The sequence below is a fragment of the Niveibacterium umoris genome (assembly GCF_014197015.1).
Lineage (GTDB): Bacteria > Pseudomonadota > Gammaproteobacteria > Burkholderiales > Rhodocyclaceae > Niveibacterium > Niveibacterium umoris.
Window position 1 is genome coordinate 552,997 of the sequence record NZ_JACIET010000002.1, and the last position, 26,779, is coordinate 579,775.

Below are 26,779 nucleotides of genomic sequence, written 5' to 3' on the forward strand. Positions count from 1 at the left end.
TGTCCATCAACTCGCCTTTCATGAATTCGCTAATCAAGCGCACTCTATTGCACCTTGGTGCAACACTTATCTGGTGCCTCGTTGCTCTCAGCGGGGCGCAGGCTCGTTTTGATCAACCCACTTTTGATCTTTCTCGGGTCACCGGGGAGCAAACACCGACTGAATTGATAGAGCCAGCAGAAGAGGGGAACACCCACGCGCAATACGTGCTTGGCGTGCTCTATCTGGAAGGCATTGGCGTTCCGCCAAACGCACGCACTGCTGCCGAGTGGTTCCGCAAGGCCGCCGAAAGTGGGCACGCAGAAGCGCAAAACGCGCTAGGCGTCTGCTATTCCCATGGCCGCGGCGTTGTAAAGGATCAAGCACTCGCCGTCGAGTGGCTGCGAAAGGCAGCCGCGCAAGGACACAGTGGCGCAGCTTTCAACCTTGGCGTGCTCTTCGACACCGGGGTAGGTGTCGCGCATAACCCTCAACAAGCGGCCATGTGGTACGAGAAGGCAATGGATAGCGGCGACGTACGCGCTGCGGTCAACCTTGCGATGCTTCGTAAGGAGACCATGGTCAGCGAAGAGCGCGTTGCTGCTGGGATGAACTGGCTTCAGAAGAGCGCTGCACAAGGGAACAGCGATGCTCAAAACTTACTCGGCCTTTGCTACGTTCGTGGCGAAAACGTCGTTCAAGATTTCTCTCGCGCGGCATACTGGTTCCGTAAAGCCGCTGAACAAGGTCACGCCAGCGGCCAGTATCACTTAGGTTTGAGCTATGCACGGGGCCTTGGCGTAGAGCGAGACGACCACAAAGCGGTCGAGTGGTATCGCAGGGCGGCAGAGCAAGGCAGTGCAGATGGACAGATCAACCTTGCCGATATGTATAACAAAGGCAAAGGCATTCCTAAGGATCAATCGATCGCTGCGTCCTGGTATCGCAAAGCTGCGGAGAGTGGAGATGCCGTCGGACAATTCAACCTTGGCATGATGTACTTGAAAGGGCATGGCGTAACTTTGGACCTGAAAGAAGCCGTCTTCTGGTTCCGGAAGTCTGCGGAACAGGGCGACCGCGATGCCCAGTTTTGCCTCGGCCGTGCCTATCGCGATGGTGCTGGCATTGGACAAGACTTAGTGGAGGCGGTTGCGTGGTTCCGCAAAGCCGCAGACCAAGGAGATCGCGGCGCACAACGAAGCCTAGCCATGGCGTACATGAAGGGCCGCGGCGTCGGTCAAGATTACGGAAAAGCGCTCAGTCTGTTTATCGAGGGGGCCGCCGACGGCAACGCGAGCGCCGAGAACAATATCGGCCATATTTACGAAAATGGGTTGGGAGTTCCTATGGACCCCAGCCAAGCGATAGCGTGGTATCGCAAAGCGGCAAACTCGGGAAATAAGGAAGCGCAGAGCAATCTCGGACGAGCATATCGTGACGGGTTTGGCGTTGACCAGAATGCAAAATTGGCCGCCGAATGGTTCAGAAAATCCGCGGACCAAAATGACGCCGAGGCTAGCTTTCACCTCTCTCGACTGTATGCCAGCGGAACAGGTGTCGAACTGGATAGCGTCACTGCTCTGCGTTATTTGACGATTTCTGCAACAGGCGGTTATGCCGACGCCCAACGCGTCCTTGGTGCGCAGTTCCTGACCGGGCGTGACGTCCGAAAAGACACCGTTACCGGATACGCTTGGCTGATCATTGCGAACAAAGGAGGTAGTCCTCAATCGGACGCCGACCACGAGGTCGCCGAAGTAATCAACCGGATGACTGCCACGGAAATCGAAGAGGCGCGGCGCTTGGCCGAAGCGTGGCGTCCCGGCGATACGCTGGAGCGCCGGAGTGAGCCCACAACTATGTCAGGACCCTAGCACGCTGCTTGGACTGCGCAAGCGAAGCCAAACGCCCCCACCACGGCCGGTCGTTCGAAAACCGTTGGGCTCCGCCTTGCTCAGCCCAACCTACATTTGTCGCACCCGCGAAGCGAGAAACCCCTTCAACGCCCGCCCCGTATGCGTCTTCGCCTTGACGCATTTCGCCACCGGCCCGGCGAAGACGATTTCGCCGCCGCCGTCGCCGCCTTCGGGACCGAGGTCCACGATCCAGTCCGCTTCGGCCATGACGTCGAGGTCGTGTTCGATGACGAGCACGGTGTTGCCGGCGTCGACGAGGCGGTGGAGGACGTGGATGAGTTTTTCGACGTCGGCCATGTGCAGGCCCACCGTCGGTTCATCGAGCACGTAGAGCGTGTGCGGGGTCCTGGCGCGGGCGCGCGCGGCGGGGTCGGTCTTGACCTTGACCAGCTCGGTGACGAGCTTGATGCGCTGCGCTTCGCCGCCGGAGAGCGTGGGTGAGGGCTGGCCGAGGGTGAGGTAGCCGAGGCCGACGTCCTGCAAGAGCTTCAGCGGGTGCTGGATGACCGGGTGGGCGGCGAAGAAGTCGACGGCTTCGTCGATCTCCATCGCCAGCACGTCGGCGATGCTCTTGCCGCGCCAGGTGGCGCTGAGGGTGTCGGTGTTGAAGCGCGCGCCGTTGCAGACGTCGCACGGCACTTTGACGTCGGGCAGGAAACTCATCTCGACGGTGCGCTGGCCCTGGCCGTCGCAGGCGTCGCAGCGGCCGCCGGCGGTGTTGAAGGAGAAGCGGCCCGGCGCCCAGCCGCGCAGACGCGCGGTTTCGGAGTCGGCGTAGAGCTTGCGGATGGCGTCCCAGAAGCCGATGTAGGTGGCCGGGCAGGAGCGCGGCGTTTTTCCGATCGGGGTCTGGTCGACTTCGAGCACGCGGCCGACCGGCTGCCAGCCGGTGACCGCCTCGCAGCCTTCCAGCACCACCTTGGCGCCCTTGGTGCGGCTGTTGAAGGCCTGCGTGGCGACGAGGCGGCGCAGGTTCTTGTGCAGCACGTCGCGCGCGAGCGTGGACTTGCCCGAACCCGACACGCCAGTGACGACGATGAGGCGGCCGAGCGGGATCTGCGCGGTGACGTTCTTCAGGTTATGCAGCGCCGCGCCTTCGACGGTGACCATGGGCGTCTCGGCATCGACCTTGCGCGCCGGTTGCAGGGGGTGCGCGAGCGGCGCGCGCAGCGTGCGGCCGGTGACCGATTCGGGCACCGCCATCAGCGCCGCCGCATCGCCTTCCGCGACGATGTTGCCGCCGCGCGTGCCGGCGCCGGGGCCCATGTCGATGACGTGGTGGGCACGGCGGATGGTCTCTTCGTCGTGCTCGACCACGACCACGGTGTTGCCCTTGGCTTCGAGCGCGTGCAGCGTGTCGAGCAGCATGGCGTTGTCGCGCGGGTGCAGGCCGATCGAGGGTTCGTCGAGCACGTAGCAGACGCCACGCAGGTTGGTGCCCAGCTGCGAGGCAAGGCGGATGCGCTGCGCCTCGCCGCCCGAGAGCGTGGGCGCGGCGCGATCGAGCGCGAGGTAGCCGAGGCCTACGTCTTTCAGGAAGGCGAGGCGCGACTTGAGTTCGGCGACGATGTCGCGGCCGATCTCGGCCTCGCGGCCGGCGAGCTTGAGCGTGCCGATCCAGTTGGCCAGCCCTTCGACCGACAGGTGCGCATAGTCCGCGATGCTGTTGTCGCGGTAGCGCACCGCCAGCGCGGTGGGGTTAAGCCGCGCACCTTCGCAGGCGGCGCATTCAGTTTCGGGCTCGACCTCTTCGTCTTCGCCCGCTTCGCCTTCGTAGCGCAGGCCGGTGAACTCGGCCGCGGTGGCGTCGCCCTCGGGGTCGCGCATCGCGTCGCGCAGCCACTTGGGCAGCGTGTTGCCGGTGCCCATGCAGTCAGGGCACCAGCCGTGCTTGGAGTTGTAGGAGAAGAGGCGCGGGTCGAGTTCCGGGAAGCTGATGCCGCAGCTCGGACACGCACGCTTGGTGGAGAACACAACGACCTGTTCGCCGTCGATGAGGTGCAGCACGCCCTTGCCGAACTCCAGCGCCTTGGCGAGCGCGTCGCGCAGCTCGGCCTCGTTGCGGGCGCCGACTTTCAGCGTAGCGACCGGCAGCTCGATGATGTGTTCCTTGAAGCGGTCCAGACGCGGCCAGGGCTTGGTGGGCAGCAAGTCGCCGTCCACCCGCAGCTGGGCGTAGCCCTTGCTGGCGGCCCACTTCGCGAGGTCGGTGTAGAGACCCTTGCGGTTGATGACCAGCGGCGCGGCGAGCGTGACCTCGCGGCCCTTGTAGTCGCGCAGCAGGCGCGCGGCGATGGCGTCTGGCGATTGCGGCTCGATCGCGCAGTCGCAGTCGGGGCAGTGCTGGGTGCCCAGCTTCACGAACATCAGGCGCAGGAAGTGGTGGATTTCGGTGAGCGTGCCGACCGTGCTCTTGCGCCCGCCGCGGCTGGTGCGCTGCTCGATCGCCACCGTGGGCGGAATGCCGTGGATGGCGTCGACATCGGGCTTGGCGGCCGGCTGCACGAACTGCCGCGCATAGGCGTTGAGCGATTCGAGGTAGCGGCGCTGGCCTTCGGCGAAGACGATGTCGAAGGCCAGCGTGGACTTGCCGGAACCCGACACGCCGGTGACCACGGTGAAGCGGCGGTGCGGAATCTCGACCGAAACGTTCTTCAGGTTGTGCTCACGTGCGCGCACCACGCCGATGGCGTCGCGCCGCGCGGGCAGGTAGCGGTGTTTCGGTTCGGCGACGAGGCGGGCGCTCACGTCGTTAGCCGCCGCAGCGGCCCCCACGCGCTTGGCTTTGCCTGCGGCCTTGCCGAGCTGCGCGGGCGCGGTGAGGCGCACCAGGTAATCGGCCAGCGCGCGGCCGGTGTGGGTGTCGGACTGCTGCAGGGCGGACGGGGTGCCCTCGAAGACGATGACACCACCGCCGTCGCCACCCTCGGGGCCGAGGTCCACCACCCAGTCGGCGGCGGCGATCACATCGAGGTTGTGCTCGATCACCAGCACCGAGTGGCCGGCATCGACGAGCTTGGAGAGCGCGCGCAGCAGCTTGGCGACGTCATCGAAGTGCAAGCCGGTGGTGGGTTCGTCGAAGAGGAACAGCAGGTGCTCTTTCGCCGGAGCTTTCTTCTTCGCCGCGCCCTTGCGGTACAGCGCCTCGGCGGTCTGCGCGAGGTGGCCTGCGAGCTTGAGGCGCTGCGCCTCGCCGCCGGAGAGCGTGGGCACGGGCTGGCCGAGCGTGAGGTAGTCCAGCCCCACGTCGACCAGCGGCTGCAGCGCGCGGGCGAGTTCGCCGTCCTTCGAGAAGAAGTCCAGCGCTTCGGCCACCGTCATGTCGAGCACGTCAGCGATCGATCTGCCTTCGAGCTTCACCTCCATGACTTCGGCGCGGAAGCGGCGGCCGTCGCAGTCCGGGCAGCGGATGTAGACGTCGGAGAGGAACTGCATCTCGACGTGCTCGAAGCCGTTGCCACCACAGGTGGGGCAGCGGCCGTCGCCGGCGTTGAACGAGAAGGTGCCTGCGGTGTAGCCACGCTGTGCGGCTTCGGGCAGCGCGGCGTAGCGCTTGCGGATGCTGTCGAAGGCGCCGACGTAGCTGGCCGGGTTGGAGCGCGTGGTCTTGCCGATCTGCGTCTGGTCGACCATGACGACGCCGGTGATTTCGTCCAGCCCGTCAATCGCGTCGAAGGCGCCGGGCGCTTCGGTGGCTTCGCCGAAATGCTTCTGCAGCGCGGGGTAGAGCACGTCCTGGATCAGCGTGGACTTGCCCGAGCCCGACACGCCGGTGACCGCGACGAAGCGGTGCAGTGGCAGCGCGAGGTCGACGCCACGCAGGTTGTTCGCGCTTGCACCGCGCAGCGTGAGGCGCGGCGTCCAGTCGGCGACTTCGCGCGGTGTGAGGCCGGCATCGACGCGACGGTGGCCGCCGAGGTATTGCGCGGTGAGCGTGTCGGTGCGTGCGCGCAGTTCATCAGGCGAGCCCCAGAACACGATCTCGCCGCCCTGCTTGCCCGGGCCGGGGCCGATGTCGAGAATGCGGTCGGCGGCGAACATCACCGCCGGGTCGTGCTCGACGACGATCAACGAATTGCCGGCGTCGCGCAGGCGGTGCATGACACCGTTGATGCGGTCCATGTCGCGCGGGTGCAGGCCGATGGAGGGTTCGTCGAGCACGAAGAGCGTGTTTACCAGCGAGGTGCCCAGCGCGGTGGTGAGGTTGATGCGCTGCACCTCGCCGCCGGAGAGCGTGCGGCTCTGGCGGTCCAGCGTGAGGTATGACAGCCCCACGTCGCAGAGGAAGCCGAGGCGGCTGCGGATCTCGCCCATCAGCTGCTCGGTCGCCTGGTCCAGTGCGCCGGGCAGCGCGAGGGTGTCGAAAAACTGCTTGGCGCGCGCAATCGGCAGCTGCATCACGTCCTGCACGTTCAGGCCGGGCAGCGTGTCGAGGACCTCGGCGCGCATCGTTACCCCGTGCGGACGGAAGCGGCGCAGGTTCGGCGCCAGCGCGCGATCTGCTTCTTCGCGGCTGCCGACGCGCCACAGCAGCGGCTCGGTCTTGAGCCGCGCGCCGTCGCACACGGTGCAGGGGGTGTAGGCGCGATAGCGCGACAGCAGCACCCGGATGTGCATCTTGTAGGCCTTGGTCTCCAGCCAGTCGAAGAAGTGGCGCACGCCGTACCACTTGCCCGGCCAGGACTTGTCCCAATTCACCCAGCCCTCGTCGCCCTCGAAGACCCAGCGGCGGTGCTCCTCGGGCAGGTCGCGCCAGGGGATGTCCATCGCCACGCCGCGCTTCTTGGCGAACTTGGCGAGGTCGGTCTGGCATTCCTTGTAGCTCTCGGTCTGCCAGGGCTTGATCGCGCCATCGGCGAGGCTCTTCGACTCGTCGGGGATGATCAGGCCGGGATCGATGCCGATGACGCGGCCGAAACCGCGGCAGGCCTCGCAGGCGCCCACCGCGCTGTTGAAGGAGAAGTGCGCCGGCGTGGGGTCGGCGTAGTGGATGTCGCACTCGGCGCAGTGCAGATCGCTGGAGAACTTCCAGACCGGCTTGCTCGCATCGGCCACGACCTCGCCACCGACATGCACCTCGACACGGCCGTTCGCGAGCCGCAGCGCCGCCTCCAGCGCCTCGGCCAGACGTGCGGGCTCGGCGTTGGAGAAGCGGAAGCGGTCGACCACCACCGCCATCGTGCGCTCGCCCACCGGTTGCATCCGCGCATAACCCTGCGCTTCGAGCGCGGCGCGGATCTCGGCCTCGCTGAAGTTGGCCGGAATCGCCACCGGCGCGACCAGCGCGAGGCGCGGGTCTTCAGCTTGGGTACGCTCGGCCAGCGCCGCCGCGATGCTCTCCGAGCTGTCGCGCTTCACCGGCGCGCCGCAGCGCTTGCAGTGCAGGTGGCCGCAGCGGGCGAACAAGAGCTTCAGGTGGTCGTTGAGCTCGGTCATCGTGCCGACCGTGGAGCGCGAGGTGCGCACCGGGTTGGTCTGGTCGATGGCGATCGCGGGCGGCACGCCGTCGATGCGGTCCACCTGCGGCTTGTCCATGCGGTCGAGGAACTGCCGCGCGTAGGGCGAGAAGGTCTCGACGTAGCGCCGCTGGCCCTCGGCGTAGAGCGTGTCGAACACCAGCGAACTCTTGCCCGAACCGGACGGCCCGGTCACCACGACCAGCTCGCCGGTGGGGATGTCGAGGTCGAGGTTCTTCAGGTTGTTCTGGCGGGCGCCGCGGATCTGGATCGTGTCGGGACCGGGGGTCGTCATGGCTAGCCTGGCTTTCTGATGCAGGAGGCGGGTATGGCTGTATAAAATAACAGTTAATTGCGCGATGCGCAGAAGCTGGCGCAGCCATCACCGGGAAGCCCGCCATGCTGGGCCGATCCGGCCAGCGCTTCAAGCCGGCGCAGTCAGGCGCCGCACAGACGGCCGGCGAATTTTCGCTTACGGTGGCTGCGTCATCACCCTGTGCCGCCTGGACGTTGATGCCGTAAATGGCGGGAAGGTTCCGCACTCTGGGGCGGCGCCCGGGTGGGAACCCGCCAGAAACGAACCAACACGGGGGAAACGCATGTCCTTCAAGCAATCACTCTGCGCCGTCGCGCTGGCGCTGGGCGCCGGCCAGGCGCTGGCCGCCGATGTCGGCGTGTCGATCAGCATCGGCCAGCCGGGCTTCTACGGCCAGATCGACATCGGCAACTTCCCGCAGCCGCGGGTGATCTATCCGCAGCCGGTGATCATCGACCGCGGACACAGCTACGGCGGGCCGGTGTACCTGCGCGTGCCCCCCGGCCACGAAAAACACTGGGAAAAGCATTGCGACGAATACCGCGCCTGCGGACGCCCGGTCTTCTTCGTGCATGGCGACTGGTACGAACGGGAATATGTCCCGGCCTATCGCACCCGCTATGGCGATGGGGACCATCACGGCGGTGACTACGACGATGAGCACGGTCACGGACACGGCAACGGGAAAGGCAACAGCCAGGGGAAGGGTAAAGGCCATGGCAAGGGCCACGGCGACGACTGAGGTCGCGGGCCGGATTCAGTAGTAGCGCCAGCGACGCCAGCGCTGCTCGATGTCCCGCGCCAGGTTGGCCAGCGGGGCGTGGCGCAGCACCGGGACGTCGCCGCCCAGCACCGCATCGCTCATGTCGGTGAAGCCGGTGGTGCGGATACCCGGCGTGCGGCTGAGCCAGCGGCAGAAGGCCTCGAAACGGCGCACGACATAGGCGTCCGGCCGACCGCTCACCCGGTGCAGCATCTCATTGTTGTGCGACACAATGACGACCGGCCCCGACTGCGTGTCGGCGGCATGGCGTACCAAACGGGTAAGTTCGGCCAGTCCGCAGCCCCCAATCTGCGCCTGGCGGGCGCGCATTACCCATGGCACGACCTGCGCGATCGGTACTTCGATCAGGCCGTCGATGGCGCTCACCCGCGGCACGCGGTATTCGCCGAGATCCGGCCCCGATCTGCTCTCGCTGAGGTTGAGGCTGGAGTCGAAGCGGATGCCGTTTTCCGCCAGAAGCCCGAGGGTCTCGCGCCGGAAGTAGTAGCTGCCGGCGCGGAAGGCGATCGGCCGTGGGGCGCCGCAACCTTCGACAAGATCGAGCCCGAGCCGGATCGCGGTGCGTTGTGCCTCAACCGGCAGGTCGGAGATGTTGCGGGTGCGGGCGAGCAGAGTGACGCCGCGGAACTGGCGGTCGCGCAGTTCATAGGCCCATTCCGCATGCATGTGCAGCTGGACTTCCTGTCCGTGGCGCAGGATCAGTTCCACGATCTCGGCGAGGTAGCTTTCACCCACGCGCGCGGCGAACAGGGGCTCGACGAAGAAGACCGCGTGCAGCCCGTTCTCGCTCAGTATGCGAAGCGCCGCCTGCAGACCGGCGCCGGATTCGCGGGAGTGGCCGTAGATGCGCCGCCGGAATGCGGCCCCTACGGTGGCATCGACGTTGCCCCAGCCGTCGGCCCAGACCTCGACGTCGAAACCCAGCACGACGTCGGTGCACGGCGCATCCGCACGCGGCGGGGAGACGCGGGTTACGGCCGGGCAAACGGGCGGCTGGGCTTTTGGCACAGTCATGCGCTTCTCGATGAGGGCTGCGGTGCTGGACATCGCCTGCCTGTGGTCAGGTGAGCCGAATGGATCGACGGATTTCCCAACTTTAGGGAAATTGAAGACGCCGCAAGTGGAACTAATTGGCATTGCGGCGCGCTTCCCGATGCGCGCGTGAGGGGCCCCGGGAAAAACACACGAACGCCGCACCCGGATTACGGGGAATGGGAAATGCACCCACGCGCTGCAAATGGCAGAACGCGCCTGTCAGGCATCCCGGTTTGCAGGCGTCAGGCGGCCGCCTGAGTCGTCAAAATCGTCAGAATCGTTACTGCCGTGACAGCGCCTTGCCGGCCCCGCGACACCCGTCGTGACGCGGGCTGCGCGATAATTGCCACTTTCGGAGATTGCGAATGAGCTACTTCAAGCACCACGTCTTCTTTTGCTGCAACCAGCGCCCGGAGGGCGAAAGTTGCTGCGCCAACCACGGCGCGGTCGCACTGCAGACCTACGCGAAGGACCGCATCAAGGCACTGAAACTCAACGGGCCGGGCGAGGTCCGCATGAACAAGGCCGGCTGCCTGGACCGCTGCGACGAAGGGCCGGTGCTGGTGGTGTACCCGGACGAGACCTGGTACACCTACGTCGACAAATCTGACATCGATGAAATCATCGACTCGCACATCGTCGGCGGGAAGGTTGTGGAACGGCTGAAGCTCAAATGAGGAAGGCACTTGCAACCGAAAAGCTGCTCGTCGATGGGCCGGCGGGCCAGATCGAGGTGCTGCGTGACACCCCCGAAGGCGCGCACGGGCTCGCGATCGTCGCCCACCCGCACCCGCTCTTCGGCGGCACCAACACCAACAAGGTCGCGCATACGCTGGCGCGCACGCTGCGCGATCTGGGCTATTGCACGCTGCGACCGAATTTTCGCGGCGTCGGCGAAAGCGCCGGTACGCACGACCATGGCGACGGCGAATCCGGCGACCTGCTGGCGCTGATCGACTGGGCGCAGGCGCAGTACGGCGATGGCCCGCTGGTGCTGGCCGGGTTCTCCTTCGGCGCCTTCGTGCAGACCCGCGTTGCAAAACGGCTTGCCGCAGCCGGGCGGCCTGTGAAGCGGCTGATCCTGGTCGGCACCGCGTCGGGTTTCATCGAAGGCGCGCGCACCTACGACACCGAGGCGGTCACGCCCGACACCATCGTGATCCACGGCAATCGCGATGAAACGGTGCCGCTGGAAAACGTGCTGGCCTGGGCCGAGCCGCTGCAGGTGCCGGTGGTGGTGGTGCCGGGCGCGGACCATTTCTTCCACACCCGCCTTCACATCCTGCGCGACATCATCGTGCGCGCCTGGCGCGAGTAGCACCCTTCCGGAGACCTCTCATGCGACTGATCGCCTCGCTCACCAGCCCTTATGCCCGCAAGATCCGCGTGCTGCTGCACGAAAAGGGCCTGCCCTTCGCGCTGATTCCCGACAACCCGCACGAGCCGGCGAACATGGTCAGCCAGCACAACCCGCTCGGCAAGGTGCCAGCGCTGATCGCGGACGATGGCCGCGCGTGGTTCGATTCGCCGGTGATCGCGGAGTACCTCGAAACGCTCGCCGCCGCGCCCTACTTCCTGCCGGCCGATCGCCTCGCGGCGGTCGAGGTGAAACAGGTGGAAGCGCTCGCCGACGGCATTACCGATGCCGGCGTGCTGGTGCTGCTCGAAGCTCGTCGCCCCGCCGCTCAGCAGAGCGAGGCCTGGCGCGCGCGGCACTGGGGCAAGGTGGAACACGGCCTCGCCGCACTCGACACCGCCATCGCCGGCCGTGACTGGTTCGTCGGCAGCGGAATGACGCTGGCCGACATTGCCGTCGGCTGCATGTGGGGCTGGCTCAACTTCCGCTTTCCGCAGGCGGATCTGGCGTCGCGCTATCCGGCCCTGGCCGCCTGGGGTGCCATGCTGCTTGCACGCCCGGCCTTCGTGCAAACGCAACCGCCGGCATGAGTACGTCCGCACCCTCGAGCCGCGACGAGACCCTGCGGCAGCTGGCAGCGGAAGTCGGACTCGACATCGACACGCCCTTCCGCGCAGTGCCACGCTACGAAGTGGCGGTGCTTCATGCCGAGACGCTCTACATCAGCGGCCAGATCCCGCGCGTCGGCGACCAGCTCGCGGTGTGCGGCCGCGCAGGTGAGGTGTCGCTGGAGGATGCCCGTCGCGCCGCCCGCATCTGCGTGCTGCGCGCATTGGCGATCGCGCGCCAGCAAATCGGTTCGCTGGATCGCCTCGTGCGGGTGCTGCGGATGAACGTGTTCGTGCAATCGGCAGCCGATTTCACACAGCAGAGCGAGGTCGCCGACGCCGCGTCGGACATCCTGTATGCGCTGCTGGCACCGGATGGCGGCCACACCCGAACCTCGGTCGGCGTCGCGCAGTTGCCGAAGGACGCGACGGTCGAAATCGATCTCACCGCGGCGGTTCGGCCCAGCGTGGCCTGAGACGTCTCAGTGCAGCGCGCTGGCCGCCGCGCCGCGCGCGATGGCCAGCGAGGCCGCGCAATCGGCGTCGAGCAGGCCGACGACCTCACCATCGAGCAAACCATTGGCGACCAGCTTCTGAAGGTGCGCCATCACCGCATCGTCCGGCATCGAGCCGCGGTAGGGCCGGTTCTGCACCAGCGCCTGAGCGATGTCGGCCACCGCGATGATGCGGGCCGGGAGCGGAATCTCGCCGGCTTCGAAGTGGAAGGGGTAGCCCGAGCCGTCGAGCTTTTCGTGATGGCACGAGGCCCACAGTGCGATGTCGTCGAAGCCGCGGATCGCGCTGAGGATCTGGTAGGTCTCGAAGCTGTGGCAAAGCATCGAGGCGCGCTGTTGCGGATCGAGCGGCCCCGGCTTTTCGAGCACCTCGTCCGGCACCCGCAACTTGCCGATATCGTGCAGCAGGGCGGCGATTTCGATGCGTGCGCAGGTCGGCTGATCGAGCCCGGCGCGCTGCGCCAGATGCAGTGCGAGACGGGCAACGCCGAGCGAGTGTTCAGCGGTGAACGGGCTCTTGGCGTCGACGATCTGCGAGAAGGCGCGCGCCAGCGCGAGCATGCCGGCCAGGTCGAGTTCGCCTTGCAGGCTCTCTGCGGCAGCGTGGTTCAGGTAGCGGGTGAGGTGGCGCCGCTCCAGCGTGAGCCAGAATGCCTCGCGGCGCGAGACGGCGAGGAAGGCATCGACCAGTGCGGGGCAGAACTCGCGCCCTGAAGCCGCAGCGATCCGCTGGCGGCTCGCTTCCTTGGCCAGCAGGTAGTCGGGCGCGCCGTAGCTGGGTGCGGTCAGCGCGTCGACGCGGTCGACCAGATAGATCAGATTGGCGTCGCGTGCCACGTCCGGATCGAGCCCTGGCGGCATCGCCGACCAGTGGGTGTGGTGCCAGCGCACGATCGGCGCGAGATCGGCCAGCACCGGAATACTCGCCAGCAGTGCCTCGCCGAGCACGCAGTGCGCCTGCGCGCCGTGCCAGTCGAATTCGTTCACCAGGTTGGCATGCACCCGGGTGGAGGAAACACCGCAGTCGTGCAGCATGCCGGCGTGCAGCAGGCGCCAGCGGTGGGCCGTGTCGTAGCCCAGCTCGCGCGCGCATTCGGCCGCCATCACCGCGACCCGCCTGCCATGCAGGTCGTCGTCGACACCGACAAGATCGACGGCCTCGGACAAGGCAAACACCATATCCGCGAGCATCACCTGCATGTGTCCCTCCCGATTGCGGTGGCGGCCGTGCCCGGCCCATACCCCATTACAGCATGCGAAAGTCGCGTCGGCCGGGCATTTGCGGCTCAATCCCGAACCCGGTCGCGCTTTGCAGCGTGTAATCTCCCACCATCAGCCGCTCCCCCCACCGAAACATGCGTCACGATCCGATCACCCACCGCGTCACCCGGACCCTGGTCACCGCCCTGGGCGAGCGGGACGAAGGCACCCGCGCGCACTGCGAGCGGGTGGTCGCGCTGGCCGACCTGCTCGGTCGCAGTTGCGGCCTTGACGGGCGCGATCTGCGCGTGTTGCACAGCGCCGCCTGCCTGCACGACATCGGCAAGCTCGGCATTCCGGATCATGTGCTGCACAATCCGGGGCCGCTCGACGCCGAGTCCTGGGCGACGATGCGCACCCACCCCGAGCGCGGCCAGCGCATTCTTGCGTCGCTGGGCGTATCGCGTGCCGACTCGGTCGGTCTGGCGATCCGCCACCATCACGAACAGTTCGACGGGCAGGGTTACCCCGACCGGCTCGCCGGCGAGGCGATCCCGGTGGTGTCACGCATCATCGCGATGGCCGATACCTACGACGCAATCGCGACCCGACGGGTGTATCGCGACGCGCAACCGCACCACTCGACGATGGCAACCATGGAGCAGGAGCGTGGCGTGAAGCTCGACCCCTGGTTGTTCGACCGCTTCGCCCGGCTGATCGAGCGCAGCCCCTTGCGGGCGATGTAGCGTTCAGCGGAAGTGTGCGTCCGCCGGGTGGCGGGCGCGCCAGGCGGTGATCTGCCGCTCGAACTCGGCACGCTCTGCGTTGTAGCGGGTCCACACGCATTGCTCGCCGCAGCCGCTCTCGCAGCATTCTCCATCGTGCGGCGGTTCGGGGGGCTCAGGTTGCGGGTCGAAAACGTCGTCGTGGGTCACGGTGCGAGAAGTGAATGTGCCGGCAGCGCGAAGCTTACCGGCACGGGGTCATCAATGCGCGGCGCGCCGGATCAAGGCGTGCAGGCGGCGAGCGCGAGCTGCCTGATCCAGTCGTTCACCACGCTCAGCGCTTCGATGTGGTTGGTCTGGCGACCGACCACCGGCATTGTCTGCGACGCCCCGACATGGCTCATGCGGTAGAGCAGGATCGAGGTCTCCGGGCTGCCCGGGTTGATGTCGTACTTGTAGCCGGGTTGGCCGGTACCAACGTAAGCGAGCGGAATCTTGCACACGCCCCAGGTATCGGTGGCAGTCGCGTTGCCGATGTTGTCGTAGTTCAGCAGCAGGCCCGACTGCGACGCATAGCCCTTGCTGTTGTGGCAGTGCGCGCAGTTCACGTCGAGGTAGGCGCTGGCGCGCTGATCGAGCGTCTTCGTCGTGTCCTTCCAGTCGGCGCTGGCCGGCGCATTGCCCACGCCGGTGAAGCCCGACAGCAGCTTCAGATCGTCGAGATGGGTGAGCTGGTTGGCGACCGTGCCATTGCCGTAGTCGTACATCTTGTTGAGGTTGCGTGCCTTGGGCCCGATCGGCGTCGTCGAACCGCTGCCATTGCTCTTGGCGGCGTGGCATTGCTGGCAGGTCTGTGAATTGGGCACGGCGTAGGTGAACTTCTGGCTCGCGCCGACATCGGGCACCAGTTCCATCGAGATGTACTTGCCCTGGGTGGTCAGCGTCGCATCCTTCTGGTCGTCGTCCCACACATAGGGCAGGCCCGCCCACGAGCCATCGGCCTGGCGCACCAGGAGGCGCGTCTCGATCAGCCGATAGGCGGACATGTCGATGGTCGCGCCCTGCACCGCCTGGGTCTTTTGTGCGACCGGCAGGTAGGCCGCATCGGTGCCGGTCGCCTTCGGGTAGTAGAAGGTCTTCGCGAGCACGGTGCCGATCGGGAAGTCGAGCGGATCGTTCGGCGCGCTGGTGTAGCCGATGGTTTTGCCGGCCGGCACGTAGAGCGCGCGCAACTTGAAGGCGTAGTCGGTGAACAGCGTGGAATTGAGGTCGAAGGGCACCATCGCGCTGTTGAGCGACAGCGTGTTTCCGCTCAGCTTGACCAGGTTCCAGGCCGACAGCTTGGCGGGCGCCTTGGCCGCTTCATACACGGTCGGCGTCGTCGCGACCGGCGGCGGCGTGGTGCCGGTGCCGGGATTCGACGGGGCATCGCCGCCGCCTCCACCACAGCCGGCGAGGAGGACACTGGCCGCAAACGTGGCGACCACGGCCGATGACTTGATGCTGCTGAATAGGTTGTTCATGTTCAATCACCCGAGGCAAGGAATGGGGGAACGCCGTCCGGGCGCGCCCCGCAAGGTGAAATGGGTCTGCTGACGGCCGCTTACAGCGAAGTGGTCACAGCGGGCAGCGTGATGGTGCAGTCCATGCGCGGCGGATTCGGGAAGGCCGGGTTGCCACCGCTTTGCAGCGCGATCAGGTCGAGATCCATGTTTTCGTACGAGATCGCGGCGCCGGTCGGCGGGGTGATGACGTTGCCCTTGGAGCAGACCTGCAGGTTCCCGGAATAGGCCCCGCCGCTGCCATCGTTCTTCAGGCCCGAGCCGGTGGCCGGATCGACGATGCCGTCCCACATCACTGCCGGGAAATTCTGCGGCTGGTTGAACGAGGCGAGGGTCGAGAACAGGCTCGTCGTGAAGGGGCCGAGCTGGGCCGGGTCGGCGAACGCGCCACCGGGCTTGCCGCCGAAGATGCTGACCGCGTTGTCGTGCACGTAGGTGCCGCGCAGGTAAGGATCGTAGGGCTTGCCCTGCTGGTCGAGCGTGGACGCGTTGAAGGTGATGCCCGCCGCGTAGGCCGTGACGAGCAGCACGCCGGTGGTGTTGTCGTTGGTGATCGCGTTGCCGTACACCTCGACGTTCTGCGACGACAGCACCATCACGCCGGTGCCGGGCGGCACCGTGGCGACCCAGCCGGTGGCGTTCTTCGCGACCGGCTCGTTGTTGTTGATGATGGTGTTGTTGCGCACCTTCACGTCGCGGGTATCGAGGAAGCGCGTCGGCCCGGGCAGCGCGAAGACCAGGATGCCGCCGGTGTTGTCGTGCACGTTGTTGTTCTCGACGATGGCACCGTGCGAGTTCTCGATCTCGACCCCGGCGACGTTGTACGAGACCTCGTTGTTGGCGACGCGGATGTCGGTCGACTGACCGACATACACGCCCGCATCGCGGCTGCCGACGACCTTGCTGTTGATGACGAGGACTTTGTCGCTCTTCACCGGATAGAGGCCGTAAGCCATGGTCGAGGTATTGACCGGGTCGGTCATCCACTCGGTACGTACCGTGTCGATCACCACGCCGGTCGTGCTCTGCACGAAGAGCGCGTTGCCCGAGGCATCCTCGATCGCGAACTTCTTGAAGGTGACGTTCGTCAGCGAGGTCGCCGAGATGCCGTTCTGGGTCAGCGCGTTCTTGAAGGACAGGATCGTGTCCTTGGCCGGGTCGGTGCCCATGCCGCCACCGACGATGGTGATGTTGTTCTTCGCCGAGAGTTGCAGCGGGCCCATCATCGAATACTTGCCCGGCGGCAGGGTGATGGTGTCGCCGTCCTTGGCCGCGAGCAGGATCGCGTTGAGGTCGATGTCATTCATCTTCGCCGCGGTGACGACGGTGCCCTGCGGGTTGACGGTGAAGCTCACCGAAACCGGGGGCGCCGCCGTCCATGATGCGTTACCGGCCTGCGTCGCCTGCAACGTGCAGGTGCCGGGTGAAACCAGCGTCAGGGTCGCACCCGAGACGGTGCACACCGAGGTGGTCTGCGACGTGATGGTGACGCTCAGGCCCGACGATGCGCTGGCGTTCAGCGCCGCGGGCGTGGCCCCGACGGACTGCGCTGCCGGCGCGGTGAAGGAAATCGTCTGGGATTGCGGTGTCGAGTCGCCACTGCCGCCGCCACAAGCGGCAAGAACGAAGGCGAGCGACAGCAGGCTCGCGCTGGCGCGGATGTGCATCATGGATTGTCCCCTGTTGGTGTTGGTCTTTTTAGCCCGGTCCGGCGCTCTGCGACGCCATGGTGCCCTGGGCGGGTCGGATTATTGAACTGTGGTTCATTCAATGACAAGACATGGCTGCCGCAACAGAAAGTTGTGGCAGAGCATCAATACTCTGGATACGGGTATCGCGCGGGGAGCCTCAGACGGCCGCCGGAAGGCCCCGGTAAAGGACTTCGACCATGGCGTCGATGCGCGCATCGAGCGGCGCCCATACGATGTCGGGGTCGTGATCGAGCGTTGCGACAAGGGCCGCGACACCATGCAAGCCGGCCCACAGCGTCTGCGCCAGCACCAGCATGCGATCGGGCGGCGGCGTCACGCCTTGTTCGGCGAGGCACTCGTGCGCTACCGCTGCACCCATCTGCATCGCGGTATCGGTATCGCCGGCGGGCTGTGGGTCCGGCGGCAGGGTCGGATCGACTTCGATCGGCGCGAGGAAGACCAGGCGGAATTCGCGCGGATACTGCCGCGCAAAGTCGACATAGGCGCGCGCCACCGCCTGCAGGCGCGCACGCCCCGGCGCGGCGTCCATCGCGACCGGCATCACCCGCGCAAGGAAGCGCTGGAAGGCATAGCTGACCAGTGCGCGTTCCAGTTCGGCCTTGCCCGCGAAGTGCTGATACAGGGTGCCCACCGCACAGCCCAGCTCGGCGGCGATGCGGCGCATCTGCAAACCCGATCGCCCCTCCGCGGAGTACAGATCGAGCGCGGCGTCGAGCGCGCGATTGCGGACGTCGAGGACTTGGCGACTTCCCTTGGGACGGGGCATTGAAGCGGACGGAAGATGGTCAATGGCAAGATCCAAGGCTAACAGATCCGCCACCGGCGACTTGCCCCCGCCGGCCGTCAATGCGAGGCTTGGCAGCCCGAGGTTTGACCCTTCGCAAATACCCATGACAGCCCTGATCCACTTCTCCGATCCCCTGCCCGAGCCCGCACCGGACCGCCCGCGGCCCGACCGTCTGATCCAAGGCAACCCGGCGCGCCTGACCTGGACCCTGCACGAGAGCGCAGACAGCCTGACCAGCGCCGGATACTGGGCCTGCGAGGTGGGTGCCTGGCGCATCGCCTTTCCAGCCGGCAAGGAGGAATATTTCCATGTGCTCGAAGGCCGCATCCGCATCGCCGATGCGCACGGCCATGCGCGCGAATTCGGCCCCGGCGAAGCAGGCGTGATTCCCGCCGGCTTTGAAGGCAGCTTTGAGGTCATCGAACCGGTGCGCAAGCATTTTGTCGTGGTGGACCGCGACGCCAGAAAATAGAATGAGCCCTCACCCCCGGAGGCACCCATGCGTATCGCAGTCTTTGACACCCACCCCTACGACGAACGTGCGCTGACCGACGCCAACGCGGCCGGCGAACACGAGCTGGAGTTCTTCGAGGAGCGCCTGCACAGCAAGACCGCCGACCTCGCGCAAGGCTTCGACGCCGTTTGCCCCTTCGTGAATTGCCGCCTCGGCGAGCGCGTGCTGACCAAGCTCGCCGGCTTCGGCGTCAAGCTGGTAGTGCTGCGGGCCGCCGGCTTCAATGGCATCGACATCGCAGCGGCAGCCCGCCTCGGCATCAAGGTCGCGCGGGTGCCGGCCTACTCGCCCGAGGCCGTAGCGGAACACAACTTCGCCCTGATCCTGACGCTGGTGCGCAAGACGCATCGCGCCTTCAACCGGGTGCGCGAGCAGAACTTCTCGCTCGACGGGCTGGAAGGCTTCAACCTGTACGGCAAGACTTACGGCGCGCTGGGCGCCGGCCGCATCGGCCAGTGTGCGCTGCGCATCGCCAAGGGCTTCGGCTGCAAGCTGCTGGCCTACGACCCCTACGAGAATCCCTCGGCCGCCGCCGAGATCGGCTTCGAGTACGCCCCGCTCGAGCGGGTGCTGGCCGAGTCCGACGTGCTGTCACTGCACCTGCCGCTGAGCGAGCAGAGCCATCACCTGATCAACGAGGCCGCGATCGCCAAGATGAAGCGCGGCGTGGTGATCGCCAACACCAGCCGTGGCGGGCTGATCGACACGCAGGCGCTGATCGATGGACTGAAGACGGGCCAGATCGGCGGCGTCGGGCTCGATGTGTACGAGCAGGAGGAAGGCGTGTTCTTCCACGACCTCTCCGACCAGCCGCTGCAGGACGACACGCTGGCGCGCCTGATGACCTTCCCGAACGTGCTGATCACCTCGCACCAGGGCTTCCTGACCCGCGAGGCCCTCGGCGCCATCGCACAGACCACGCTGGGCAACGCCAGCGCCTTTGCGCGCGGGGAAACGCTGGTGAACGAGGTGCGCCCGGCCTGAGGGCGCTCAGCGATAGCGCAGCGCCAGCGCGCCGATTTCGCCGCTGGTGGCGAGTTCAACCAGCGCCTGTTCGAGTCGCGGCAAGAGCGCGACATGCGGCGACGCTCGCGACAGCGTGATGTAGGTCGGCTGCCCTGCGATCACCCATTCGGCCTTGTCGAAACGCTGACCGGTCTCGCGTATCAGCCAGTCCGCTTCGGCCTCGGGGATCAGCACTGCGTCGATGCGGCCGGCGCCGAGTTTGCGCAAGGCGATCGCGTAGCTGTCGGAGACATCGCGCGCGAGCGCGCCTGCCTGATCGATCTGGGGCGAATACGACTTGCCGCGTTCCACGCCAACCACCAGATGCGCCAGATCCTCGAAACGGGTGATGCGCGGCCCGCCCGGCCGGACCAGGAAGCGTTTATCGACCGGCGGCAGGTTGGGATGCAGATAGTGAAGGTAGGCGGTACGCTCCGGCGTCTGCAGCAGGCCGACCATCAGGTCGGCCTCGCCGGCGCGCATCATGGCCAACGCGCGGGCCGAAGGCACTTCGACAAAACGCAGGTGTATGCCCGCGCGTTTCGCGAGCGCGTTGAGCACATCGAAATAGAAGCCGCGAGCGGCATCGCGCTCGAAGATCCGGAACGGCGGCGCGTCGTCGCCGACGACAGTCAGCGTCGGCGCGGTTTCACCGGCCGCCGTCGCTGTGGCGCACAACCACAGCCCGAACGCAGCGAGCAGCGCGCGCATCATTCCCAGATGACGGGCTGTTCCTCGGCCAGCGCGTACTGCATCAGTTCGATCAGCGGCGCCGCGCGCTGCCAGAGTGCGACCGGCCCTTCCATGCCGCGCGGCGCGTCGTCGTCCTCATCCGCATCGCCGGGTGGTGCCTCGGCGCGCGCCTTGTCTTCCGAAGCGGCGCGGCGCAGCGCGGCAATCGCGTCCGGCAACTGCGCCACGGTGACGATGCCACGCGCGTCGTCCGGGTCCTTGCCGATCACCTCGAGCAGCACGCGCGCGACCTTGCCGAACATGATGACGTCACCCGCGGCGGGGGACTTGAAGGTAATGATGGCCATGGTGCGCTCTCCAGTACAGGTATGTTGCAGTGCAGTCAGGCAGCGTGCCGGCAGGTAGAATCCGGAGTCCCCCCGCTTAGGCAACAACGATGAAACGACTCGACCAGCTGCTCGAACGCAATCAGGAGTGGGCCCGCGAGATGGTCGCGGAAGACACCGCCTACTTTTCGCGCCTGGTGGCACAGCAGAATCCGGAATACCTCTGGATCGGCTGTTCCGACAGCCGCGTGCCCGCCAACCAGATTGTGGACCTCGCGCCGGGCGAAGTCTTCGTCCATCGTAACGTCGCCAACCTGGTGGTGCACACCGACCTCAACTGCCTGTCGGTGCTGCAGTATGCCGTGGACGTGCTGCGGGTGAAGCATATCCTCGTTGTCGGCCACTACGGCTGCGGCGGTATCAAGGCTTCGCTCAACGACCTGCGCCTGGGCCTGGTCGACAACTGGTTGCGCCATGTGCAGGACGTGCGCGACAAGCACCGCGACCAGCTGGCGGCGATTGGCGACGAGAAGGCGCAGGTGGATCGGCTGTGCGAGCTGAACGTCGTCGAGCAGGTGGTGAACATCGCCCAGACCACGGTCATGAAAGACGCCTGGCAACGCGGCCAGCCGGTCACCGTGCACGGCTGGTGCTACGGCCTGCAGGACGGCCTGGTGCGCGACCTCGACATGAGCATCGCGCGCGAACGCGACCTGCGCGAGGCCTACACGATGGCGGTTAACACGCGCGTCTGAAAAAAGAGGCCGCGAACGCCGGGTAGGCGGTCGCGGCAACAAGGCACCTGGCGTTTGCGGGAACTGGAGCCGGGTCAGCCGCGCCGGTTGCCGTCGCAGCGGTCCTTCGCCTGCGCGACGGTGGTCCTGGCGTCGGCAGTGGCAACGGCCTTCGCTTTGGCCGCGGCGCTGCGATGGCCGACGACAACCATACGGTCGATCGGCGCATCGGCGGCGATGAACACCGGCCGCGCCGTCACCTTGATCGGGGTATCGGCCGGTTTTGCGGGCGCTTCGGCGGCATGGGCTGTGGTGCTCGCGCACAGCGCGGCGAGCAGGAATGCTGTCAGTTTCATCGTTTCCTCATTTCTGCCCGGTCTGCCGGCGGGCTGCGGTTGCACGGCGGGAGGATCCGGGGTAGCGCCACGCCGTGCGAAGCGCATTAGGCGACGTCCCGGTGTCGCGCACATTTCACCCGCCGCCGGCCGTGTATCGTTCTGTATCTCCCGTTTGCGAGGACACGTGCCGTTACCGCGCAGGCGCCAAGGCGCCGCTGGTGGCGGTATAAACACGCCATGGAAACGATGCCTCATATCCTGGTCGTCGACGACGATCGCGAAATCCGCGCCTTGCTGGCTGGCTATCTCGGCCGCAATGGCTGCCGCGTGAGCCTGGCCGGGGAAGGGCGCCAGATGCGCGAAGTGATGGAAGCCTCGCGCATCGATCTGGTGGTGCTCGACCTGATGATGCCGGGCGAAGACGGCCTCTCGCTGTGCCGCTCGCTGCGCGGCAGCGGCAACCGCACGCCGGTGATCATGCTGACCGCGCGCGGCGAACCGGTCGACCGTATCGTCGGGCTCGAAATGGGCGCAGACGACTACCTGCCCAAACCCTTCGAGCCGCGCGAACTGCTCGCCCGCATCCGCAGCGTGCTGCGGCGCGCGCAGGCGCTGCCGACCAATCTGACGACGCCGGGCGCACGCTGCTTCCGCTTCGAAGGCTGGGTGCTCGCGGTCGAGACGCGCCAGCTCACGTCGCCCGATGGGGTGCTGGTGCCGCTGTCCGGCGCCGAATTCCGCCTGCTCAATGCCTTCCTCACCCACCCGGGCCGGGTGCTCAACCGCGACCAGCTGATGGATCTGACCAAGGGTCGTGACGCCGACCCCTTCGACCGCTCGATCGACCTGCAGGTGAGCCGGTTGCGCACCCGTCTCGGCGAGGACGCGCGCAGCCCGCGGCTGATCAAGACGGTGCGCAGCGAGGGCTACGTCTTCGCGGTACCGGTCGACAGCGAGGGCGACTGATGCAGCTACGCCTGATTCCCAAATCGCTCGCGGTCCGCATCTTCTTCCTGATGGCGGGCGGCATCGTCGCGGCGACCTTCCTGTCGCGCTGGGTGATCGAGAAGCTCTACACCGACGAACTCGAACGGCTCGGCCAGACCTCGGCGATCGAGCGCATCAGCGACGTCGTGCGGGTGCTCGACACGCTGCCGCGCGCCGACCGCGCGGTCGCGGCAGCAGGCATCTCGTTCGAGCGGCTGTCCGTGAGCTTTCCGAGCACCGTCGGCGGCGCCGGCGAGTTCGATCCGATGCTGCGCGACAAGCTCGCGCGCGGCATCCGCCGGCCGCCCGGCAAGGTGCGCTTCGAGGCGCTGGCGCCGCAGCCCTGCACGCCGGCCGCGGTGCCGGACTGCGACGATCTCGCCAAGCGCTTCGCGGCCGAGCTGGCGCTCGCCGACGGCCAGCCGGTACGCGTCGAATACACCACGCGCTGGGTCAAGCTCGGCGATGCCGACTGGGTGCCCTGGGTGATCGGCATCGTGATGCTGGTGGTGCTGGCGTGGCTGTCGGTACGCATCGCCACCCGCCCGCTGCGCGCGATGGCCGAGCATGCCGCCGGCCTCGGCCGCGACCTGCAGCGCGCACCGCTGGATGAAGACGGCCCGACGGAGGTGCGCGACGCCGCGCACGCCTTCAACGCGATGCAGGCGCAGATCCGCCGCCAGATCGATGAGCGCACGCAGATGCTCGCCGCGATCGCGCATGATCTGAAGACCCCGCTGACGCGCATGCGGCTGCGCCTTGAACTGATCGACGACGACGCCCTGCGCGGCAAGCTGGGCGAAGACGTCAGCGCGATGCAGACACTCATCAACGAGGGGCTCGACTTTGCACGCAGCCTCGACGCACAGGAGCAGGCCCAGCGCATCGACCTCTCGGCCATGCTCGACACGTTGTGCGAAGACGCGCGCGACTCGGGCCAGGCCGTCCAGTTCAGCGGCGACGCCGGTATCGTCGTGCCGGCGCGGGCCAATGCGCTGCGGCGCGTGTTCCTGAACCTGATCGACAACGCGGTGAAGTACGGCGGCAGCGCGGCAGTCAGCGTCAGCCGCGAAGGTGCGCAGATTGCGGTGAGGGTGCGCGACAGCGGCCCCGGCATCCCGCCCGAGCATCTCGAAGACGTTCTGAAGCCCTACTACCGACTTGAGGGCTCCCGCTCGCGCGAGACCGGCGGCACCGGCCTCGGCCTGGCAATCGCCGCGAACCTGGTCGCCGCGCAGAGCGGCCAGCTGCGCCTGCGCAACCACCCCCTGGGCGGACTTGAAGCGGAAGTGCGGATTGCGGCCTGAACCGGCCGAGGATCAGGGCGCGGCTTGCGCAGCGGATTGTGCCGCCGCAGCCGGGTGCTTGGCCGCGTACTCGGCGCGCTTGCGTTCGTAGGCTTCCTTGTCGGCGCGCGCCTGCGCAGCGCGCTTGGCGGCAGCTTCGGCCGCGTGCGCGCGCTTCTGCGCCAGTTCGGCGTCCTTGGCAGCACGCTTGCTGAGTTCGGTCTGCGCGCGCGCCGGGCCATCCGCCAGCTGGCGATTGTGCTCCGCTTGTTTGTTGGCGATTTCCTGACGGCGCTTGGCGTCGTCTTTGCGGTTCTGCTCGGCATCCTCCGACCGCACGCGGTCACGTTCGGCCTGACCCGACTCGCGCTCTGCCTCCCGTGCCGCCACCTCGCGCGCCTTCACCGCCCGCTCCAGCTTGCCGGCCGCGACCTCCTTGTCACGCAGGGCCTTGCTGCGTTCCACCAGCGCGTCGTTGAGGCGATCACGACAGCGGTTGACGAGGATTTTGCTGGCGCACTCCGCTTCGCCGACGACGCGATCGTGTTCGATCTGCGCGCTCTCGGCAGCGGCCTGATCGCGCAGGCTGCGCGCCTGCTCAAGGTCGGCCTGATTTCGGACGGCCCAGCTGTCATCGGCGTGCGCCGGCGCGCTGGCGAACAGACACAGCAACAAAACGGAAGAAACGAGGCGCAAGGCAGCAAGCATGTGGACTAGGGAGAGAGAACGATAGCCGATTTCGCGCTGCGCCGCGCCGTTACAATTGCGGGTTTTCGCTGCCCCGGCCTGCCTCATGATCCTCTTCCGCAACCTCGTCATCGCCCGCGGCGCCAAGCGCCTGATCGACGGCGCCAGCCTGCAGATCCACCCTGGCTGGCGAATCGGCCTGGTCGGCGCCAACGGCAGCGGCAAGTCGACGCTGTTCGCGGCCCTGCGCGGCCTGCTGCATGCCGACACCGGCGACCTGGAGATGCCGGCGACCTGGACGATCGCGCATGTGGCGCAGGAAACCCCGGCACTGGACCAGGCCGCGATCGAGTACGCGCTGGATGGCGACGCCGAGCTGCGCCGGCTTGAAGCCGAGCTCAAGGTCGCGGAGGAGAAGCACGACGGCCACCGCATCGGTGAGATCCACGCCCGCCTGCTCGAGATCGACGCCTACGGCGCCCGCGCCCGCGCGGCCGCGCTGCTCGATGGCCTCGGCTTCCTGCCGAACGAGATCGAACGCCCGGTAGCGAGCTTTTCGGGTGGCTGGCGCATGCGCCTGAACCTCGCGCAAGCGCTGATGTGCCGCTCCGACCTGCTGCTGCTCGACGAGCCGACCAACCACCTCGACCTGGATGCCGTGGTGTGGCTGGAAAAATGGCTGGCCGGTTATCGCGGCACGCTGGTGCTGATCTCGCACGACCGCGACTTCCTCGACGGCACGGTGGACCATGTGCTGTATCTGGCCGACCAGCGGCTGACGCTCTACACCGGCAACTACAGCGACTTCGAGGGCCAGAAGGCGGCGCAGCTGGCGCAACAGCAGTCGATGTTCGAGCGCCAGCAACGCGAGGTCGCGCACCTGGAAAGCTACATCAGCCGCTTCCGCGCCAAGGCCACCAAGGCGCGCCAGGCGCAAAGCCGGATCAAGGCGCTCGATCGGATGGAGCGCATCGCCGCCGCGCACGTCGACACGCCCTTCGATTTCACGATCCCGGCGCCCGAACGCGCGCCGGACCCGATGCTGGTGCTCGACGACATCGCCGCCGGCTACAGCGACAAGCGCGTGCTGGAACATGTGAAGCTGACGCTGCGGCCCGGCATGCGCATTGGCCTGCTGGGGCCGAACGGCGCCGGCAAATCCACCCTGATCCGGCTGCTCGCCGGCGACACTTCGCCGCTCGGCGGCACCCGCACCGAAGCGCGCGGCCTCGCGGTCGGCTACTTCGCGCAGCATCAACTCGAACAGTTGCGCGAGGACGAATCGCCGCTCGCCCACTTCATTCGCCGCGAGCCGCAGACACGCGAGCAGGACTTGCGCAATTACCTTGGCGGATTCGACTTCCGCGGCACGATGGCCGATACGCCGATCGGGCCCTTCTCGGGTGGCGAGAAGGCGCGCCTCGCGCTGGCGCTGCTGGTGCGCGGCCAGCCCAACCTGATGCTGCTGGACGAACCGACCAACCACCTCGACCTTGAAATGCGCCATGCGCTGACCAAGGCGCTCGCCGAGTACGAAGGCAGCATGGTGCTGGTCTCGCACGACCGCGCGCTGCTGCGCACGGTGTGCGACGCCTTCCTGCTGGTCGCCGACGGCAAGGTCGAGCCCTTCGACGGTGATCTCGACGACTACCTCGTGTGGCTCGAAGCGCGCCGCGCCCGCACCGCCGCCGCCAACGTTTGCCAGGTTGCCGTGCAGGACAAGGCCGAGCGCCTGCAGGCCCGTGCCGACGAGAAGGCCGAGCGGCAAGCCAAGATCGCCCGCCGCCGCCCGCTGGTGAAGGAGCTCGAGCAACTCGAACGCAAGATGGAAGGCTGGAACGGCGAGAAGAAGCTGCTCGACGCGCGCCTCTCAGACCCCGCGCTCTACAACGGCAGCACCGACAACGCGCAGATCCAGACCCTGCTTAAACGCCAGGGCGAGCTGACGACGCTGATCGACGACGGCGAACTGCGCTGGCTCGAGATCCATACCGAGCTGGAAGAAATCGGCGAAGTCTGATCGCGGCAGCCCCTGCGCCCGCCAATCCGGGCGATAATGCCGGCCGCAGCAACGATCGCTCAGAGGCCGTTCGCTGATTGCCGGTCCCCGCGCCGCGCCGTCACCGGCCCTCCTCAGTACGGTTCCCGCTCGGACACCGATTGCCCTCCGGCGCGGCCTACCCGGCCCGCCGATGCGCCATCCCGCACTACCTGCCCTGCACGCCCACCGGCGCGCCCGGGCTCTGCCGCGTCAACG

25 protein-coding genes are annotated in these 26,779 nt (G+C 66.9%); 14 read left to right on the forward strand and 11 right to left on the reverse strand.

Annotated features, from left to right (window positions below; genetic code table 11):
- Window positions 1–20: 20 nt before the first annotated feature.
- The gene (locus GGR36_RS14545) at window positions 21–1,853 is read left to right on the forward strand and encodes an SEL1-like repeat protein (protein WP_221229592.1); all 1,833 of its coding nucleotides are present in this window, start codon (window positions 21–23) and stop codon (window positions 1,851–1,853) included.
- Window positions 1,854–1,943: 90 nt separating this feature from the next.
- Here GGR36_RS14545 and uvrA read toward each other — a convergent pair whose 3' ends face one another.
- A complete protein-coding gene (gene uvrA, locus GGR36_RS14550; protein ID WP_183635451.1) occupies window positions 1,944–7,646 on the reverse strand; it encodes an excinuclease ABC subunit UvrA in 5,703 nt (1,900 codons plus the stop codon).
- A 304-nt stretch (window positions 7,647–7,950) separates the two neighbouring features.
- Here uvrA and GGR36_RS14555 point away from each other — a divergent pair, with 304 nt between their 5' ends.
- Entirely contained in the window at window positions 7,951–8,409 is a 459-nt protein-coding gene (locus GGR36_RS14555) for a hypothetical protein (protein ID WP_183635453.1), read from the forward strand.
- Between the two features lie 15 nt (window positions 8,410–8,424).
- On the opposite strand, the gene GGR36_RS14560 is transcribed toward GGR36_RS14555, so the two are convergent.
- Window positions 8,425–9,465, reverse strand: a complete 1,041-nt coding sequence (locus tag GGR36_RS14560) for a polysaccharide deacetylase family protein (protein ID WP_183635455.1) — start codon at window positions 9,463–9,465, stop codon at window positions 8,425–8,427.
- 22 nt (window positions 9,466–9,487) lie between these two features.
- Here GGR36_RS14560 and GGR36_RS22130 point away from each other — a divergent pair, with 22 nt between their 5' ends.
- From GGR36_RS22130 to GGR36_RS14580, 5 genes are all read left to right on the forward strand, one after another.
- Complete coding sequence (locus GGR36_RS22130; protein WP_276510012.1) at window positions 9,488–9,616, forward strand: hypothetical protein; 129 nt, start codon at window positions 9,488–9,490, stop codon at window positions 9,614–9,616.
- 235 nt (window positions 9,617–9,851) lie between these two features.
- Window positions 9,852–10,163: a (2Fe-2S) ferredoxin domain-containing protein gene (locus tag GGR36_RS14565; protein WP_183635456.1), complete on the forward strand. Its 312-nt coding sequence runs from the start codon at window positions 9,852–9,854 to the stop codon at window positions 10,161–10,163.
- Window positions 10,160–10,804: an alpha/beta hydrolase gene (locus GGR36_RS14570; RefSeq protein ID WP_183635458.1), complete on the forward strand. Its 645-nt coding sequence runs from the start codon at window positions 10,160–10,162 to the stop codon at window positions 10,802–10,804. Before GGR36_RS14565 ends, GGR36_RS14570 begins: the two co-directional genes overlap by 4 nt.
- Before the next feature lie 20 nt (window positions 10,805–10,824).
- The gene (locus GGR36_RS14575; protein WP_183635460.1) at window positions 10,825–11,433 is read left to right on the forward strand and encodes a glutathione S-transferase; all 609 of its coding nucleotides are present in this window, start codon (window positions 10,825–10,827) and stop codon (window positions 11,431–11,433) included.
- Window positions 11,430–11,927, forward strand: a complete 498-nt coding sequence (locus tag GGR36_RS14580; protein ID WP_183635462.1) for a RidA family protein — start codon at window positions 11,430–11,432, stop codon at window positions 11,925–11,927. Before GGR36_RS14575 ends, GGR36_RS14580 begins: the two co-directional genes overlap by 4 nt.
- A gap of 6 nt (window positions 11,928–11,933) precedes the next feature.
- Here GGR36_RS14580 and GGR36_RS14585 read toward each other — a convergent pair whose 3' ends face one another.
- Window positions 11,934–13,166, reverse strand: a complete 1,233-nt coding sequence (locus GGR36_RS14585) for an HD-GYP domain-containing protein (protein WP_183635464.1) — start codon at window positions 13,164–13,166, stop codon at window positions 11,934–11,936.
- A 155-nt stretch (window positions 13,167–13,321) separates the two neighbouring features.
- Here GGR36_RS14585 and GGR36_RS14590 point away from each other — a divergent pair, with 155 nt between their 5' ends.
- Window positions 13,322–13,912 (forward strand): HD-GYP domain-containing protein, encoded by a 591-nt coding sequence (locus GGR36_RS14590; protein ID WP_183635466.1) that lies wholly within the window; start codon window positions 13,322–13,324, stop codon window positions 13,910–13,912.
- 3 nt (window positions 13,913–13,915) lie between these two features.
- On the opposite strand, the gene GGR36_RS21950 is transcribed toward GGR36_RS14590, so the two are convergent.
- From GGR36_RS21950 to GGR36_RS14610, 4 genes are all read right to left on the reverse strand, one after another.
- Window positions 13,916–14,101: an oxidoreductase-like domain-containing protein gene (locus GGR36_RS21950; protein WP_183635468.1), complete on the reverse strand. Its 186-nt coding sequence runs from the start codon at window positions 14,099–14,101 to the stop codon at window positions 13,916–13,918.
- A gap of 71 nt (window positions 14,102–14,172) precedes the next feature.
- The gene (locus GGR36_RS14600) at window positions 14,173–15,414 is read right to left on the reverse strand and encodes an SO2930 family diheme c-type cytochrome (RefSeq protein ID WP_183635470.1); all 1,242 of its coding nucleotides are present in this window, start codon (window positions 15,412–15,414) and stop codon (window positions 14,173–14,175) included.
- 80 nt (window positions 15,415–15,494) lie between these two features.
- Window positions 15,495–17,123, reverse strand: coding sequence for a parallel beta-helix domain-containing protein (locus tag GGR36_RS14605; protein WP_183635472.1), 1,629 nt, complete (start codon window positions 17,121–17,123; stop codon window positions 15,495–15,497).
- Window positions 17,124–17,301: 178 nt separating this feature from the next.
- Window positions 17,302–17,931, reverse strand: coding sequence for a TetR/AcrR family transcriptional regulator (locus GGR36_RS14610; protein ID WP_183635474.1), 630 nt, complete (start codon window positions 17,929–17,931; stop codon window positions 17,302–17,304).
- Between the two features lie 124 nt (window positions 17,932–18,055).
- Here GGR36_RS14610 and GGR36_RS14615 point away from each other — a divergent pair, with 124 nt between their 5' ends.
- Window positions 18,056–18,424, forward strand: coding sequence for a cupin domain-containing protein (locus tag GGR36_RS14615; RefSeq protein ID WP_183635476.1), 369 nt, complete (start codon window positions 18,056–18,058; stop codon window positions 18,422–18,424).
- Between the two features lie 27 nt (window positions 18,425–18,451).
- On the forward strand, window positions 18,452–19,450 hold the full coding sequence (locus GGR36_RS14620) for a 2-hydroxyacid dehydrogenase (RefSeq protein ID WP_183635478.1): 999 nt from the start codon (window positions 18,452–18,454) through the stop codon (window positions 19,448–19,450).
- A gap of 6 nt (window positions 19,451–19,456) precedes the next feature.
- Here the strand turns inward: GGR36_RS14620 and GGR36_RS14625 are convergent, their stop codons facing one another.
- Both GGR36_RS14625 and GGR36_RS14630 read right to left on the reverse strand, forming a co-directional pair.
- Window positions 19,457–20,185 (reverse strand): substrate-binding periplasmic protein, encoded by a 729-nt coding sequence (locus GGR36_RS14625; protein WP_183635480.1) that lies wholly within the window; start codon window positions 20,183–20,185, stop codon window positions 19,457–19,459.
- Window positions 20,182–20,511, reverse strand: a complete 330-nt coding sequence (locus tag GGR36_RS14630) for a DUF1840 domain-containing protein (protein ID WP_183635481.1) — start codon at window positions 20,509–20,511, stop codon at window positions 20,182–20,184. The genes GGR36_RS14625 and GGR36_RS14630 overlap by 4 nt, the downstream gene beginning before the upstream one ends.
- Window positions 20,512–20,600: 89 nt before the next feature.
- Between GGR36_RS14630 and can the strand changes: the two genes are divergently transcribed.
- Window positions 20,601–21,245 (forward strand): carbonate dehydratase, encoded by a 645-nt coding sequence (can, locus tag GGR36_RS14635; RefSeq protein ID WP_183635482.1) that lies wholly within the window; start codon window positions 20,601–20,603, stop codon window positions 21,243–21,245.
- Between the two features lie 74 nt (window positions 21,246–21,319).
- Here can and GGR36_RS14640 read toward each other — a convergent pair whose 3' ends face one another.
- Window positions 21,320–21,580 (reverse strand): hypothetical protein, encoded by a 261-nt coding sequence (locus GGR36_RS14640; RefSeq protein ID WP_183635496.1) that lies wholly within the window; start codon window positions 21,578–21,580, stop codon window positions 21,320–21,322.
- Window positions 21,581–21,799: 219 nt separating this feature from the next.
- On the opposite strand from GGR36_RS14640, the gene GGR36_RS14645 reads away from it, so the two are divergent.
- Window positions 21,800–22,528: a response regulator gene (locus GGR36_RS14645; RefSeq protein ID WP_183635498.1), complete on the forward strand. Its 729-nt coding sequence runs from the start codon at window positions 21,800–21,802 to the stop codon at window positions 22,526–22,528.
- Window positions 22,528–23,856 carry an ATP-binding protein gene (locus tag GGR36_RS14650; protein WP_183635500.1) on the forward strand — a complete coding sequence of 443 codons (1,329 nt, stop codon included), beginning with the start codon at window positions 22,528–22,530 and terminating at the stop codon, window positions 23,854–23,856. Before GGR36_RS14645 ends, GGR36_RS14650 begins: the two co-directional genes overlap by 1 nt.
- A gap of 12 nt (window positions 23,857–23,868) precedes the next feature.
- Here the strand turns inward: GGR36_RS14650 and GGR36_RS14655 are convergent, their stop codons facing one another.
- On the reverse strand, window positions 23,869–24,669 hold the full coding sequence (locus GGR36_RS14655; RefSeq protein ID WP_183635502.1) for a hypothetical protein: 801 nt from the start codon (window positions 24,667–24,669) through the stop codon (window positions 23,869–23,871).
- On the opposite strand from GGR36_RS14655, the gene GGR36_RS14660 reads away from it, so the two are divergent.
- Window positions 24,629–26,542, forward strand: a complete 1,914-nt coding sequence (locus tag GGR36_RS14660) for an ATP-binding cassette domain-containing protein (RefSeq protein WP_183635509.1) — start codon at window positions 24,629–24,631, stop codon at window positions 26,540–26,542. The two genes, GGR36_RS14655 and GGR36_RS14660, sit on opposite strands and share 41 nt — an antisense overlap.
- Window positions 26,543–26,779 lie beyond the last annotated feature (237 nt).

Bases quoted from the DNA above. Each gene is read 5' to 3' on its own strand.
- GGR36_RS14545 (WP_221229592.1), top strand. From the start codon at position 21: ATGAATTCGCTAATCAAGCGCACTCTATTGCACCTTGGTGCAACACTT.
- uvrA (WP_183635451.1), bottom strand. From the start codon at position 7,646: ATGACGACCCCCGGTCCCGACACGATCCAGATCCGCGGCGCCCGCCAG.
- GGR36_RS14555 (WP_183635453.1), top strand. From the start codon at position 7,951: ATGTCCTTCAAGCAATCACTCTGCGCCGTCGCGCTGGCGCTGGGCGCC.
- GGR36_RS14560 (WP_183635455.1), bottom strand. From the start codon at position 9,465: ATGACTGTGCCAAAAGCCCAGCCGCCCGTTTGCCCGGCCGTAACCCGC.
- GGR36_RS14565 (WP_183635456.1), top strand. From the start codon at position 9,852: ATGAGCTACTTCAAGCACCACGTCTTCTTTTGCTGCAACCAGCGCCCG.
- GGR36_RS14570 (WP_183635458.1), top strand. From the start codon at position 10,160: ATGAGGAAGGCACTTGCAACCGAAAAGCTGCTCGTCGATGGGCCGGCG.
- GGR36_RS14575 (WP_183635460.1), top strand. From the start codon at position 10,825: ATGCGACTGATCGCCTCGCTCACCAGCCCTTATGCCCGCAAGATCCGC.
- GGR36_RS14580 (WP_183635462.1), top strand. From the start codon at position 11,430: ATGAGTACGTCCGCACCCTCGAGCCGCGACGAGACCCTGCGGCAGCTG.
- GGR36_RS14585 (WP_183635464.1), bottom strand. From the start codon at position 13,166: ATGCAGGTGATGCTCGCGGATATGGTGTTTGCCTTGTCCGAGGCCGTC.
- GGR36_RS14590 (WP_183635466.1), top strand. From the start codon at position 13,322: ATGCGTCACGATCCGATCACCCACCGCGTCACCCGGACCCTGGTCACC.
- GGR36_RS14600 (WP_183635470.1), bottom strand. From the start codon at position 15,414: ATGAACAACCTATTCAGCAGCATCAAGTCATCGGCCGTGGTCGCCACG.
- GGR36_RS14605 (WP_183635472.1), bottom strand. From the start codon at position 17,123: ATGATGCACATCCGCGCCAGCGCGAGCCTGCTGTCGCTCGCCTTCGTT.
- GGR36_RS14610 (WP_183635474.1), bottom strand. From the start codon at position 17,931: ATGCCCCGTCCCAAGGGAAGTCGCCAAGTCCTCGACGTCCGCAATCGC.
- GGR36_RS14615 (WP_183635476.1), top strand. From the start codon at position 18,056: ATGACAGCCCTGATCCACTTCTCCGATCCCCTGCCCGAGCCCGCACCG.
- GGR36_RS14620 (WP_183635478.1), top strand. From the start codon at position 18,452: ATGCGTATCGCAGTCTTTGACACCCACCCCTACGACGAACGTGCGCTG.
- GGR36_RS14625 (WP_183635480.1), bottom strand. From the start codon at position 20,185: ATGATGCGCGCGCTGCTCGCTGCGTTCGGGCTGTGGTTGTGCGCCACA.
- GGR36_RS14630 (WP_183635481.1), bottom strand. From the start codon at position 20,511: ATGGCCATCATTACCTTCAAGTCCCCCGCCGCGGGTGACGTCATCATG.
- can (WP_183635482.1), top strand. From the start codon at position 20,601: ATGAAACGACTCGACCAGCTGCTCGAACGCAATCAGGAGTGGGCCCGC.
- GGR36_RS14640 (WP_183635496.1), bottom strand. From the start codon at position 21,580: ATGAAACTGACAGCATTCCTGCTCGCCGCGCTGTGCGCGAGCACCACA.
- GGR36_RS14645 (WP_183635498.1), top strand. From the start codon at position 21,800: ATGGAAACGATGCCTCATATCCTGGTCGTCGACGACGATCGCGAAATC.
- GGR36_RS14650 (WP_183635500.1), top strand. From the start codon at position 22,528: ATGCAGCTACGCCTGATTCCCAAATCGCTCGCGGTCCGCATCTTCTTC.
- GGR36_RS14660 (WP_183635509.1), top strand. From the start codon at position 24,629: ATGATCCTCTTCCGCAACCTCGTCATCGCCCGCGGCGCCAAGCGCCTG.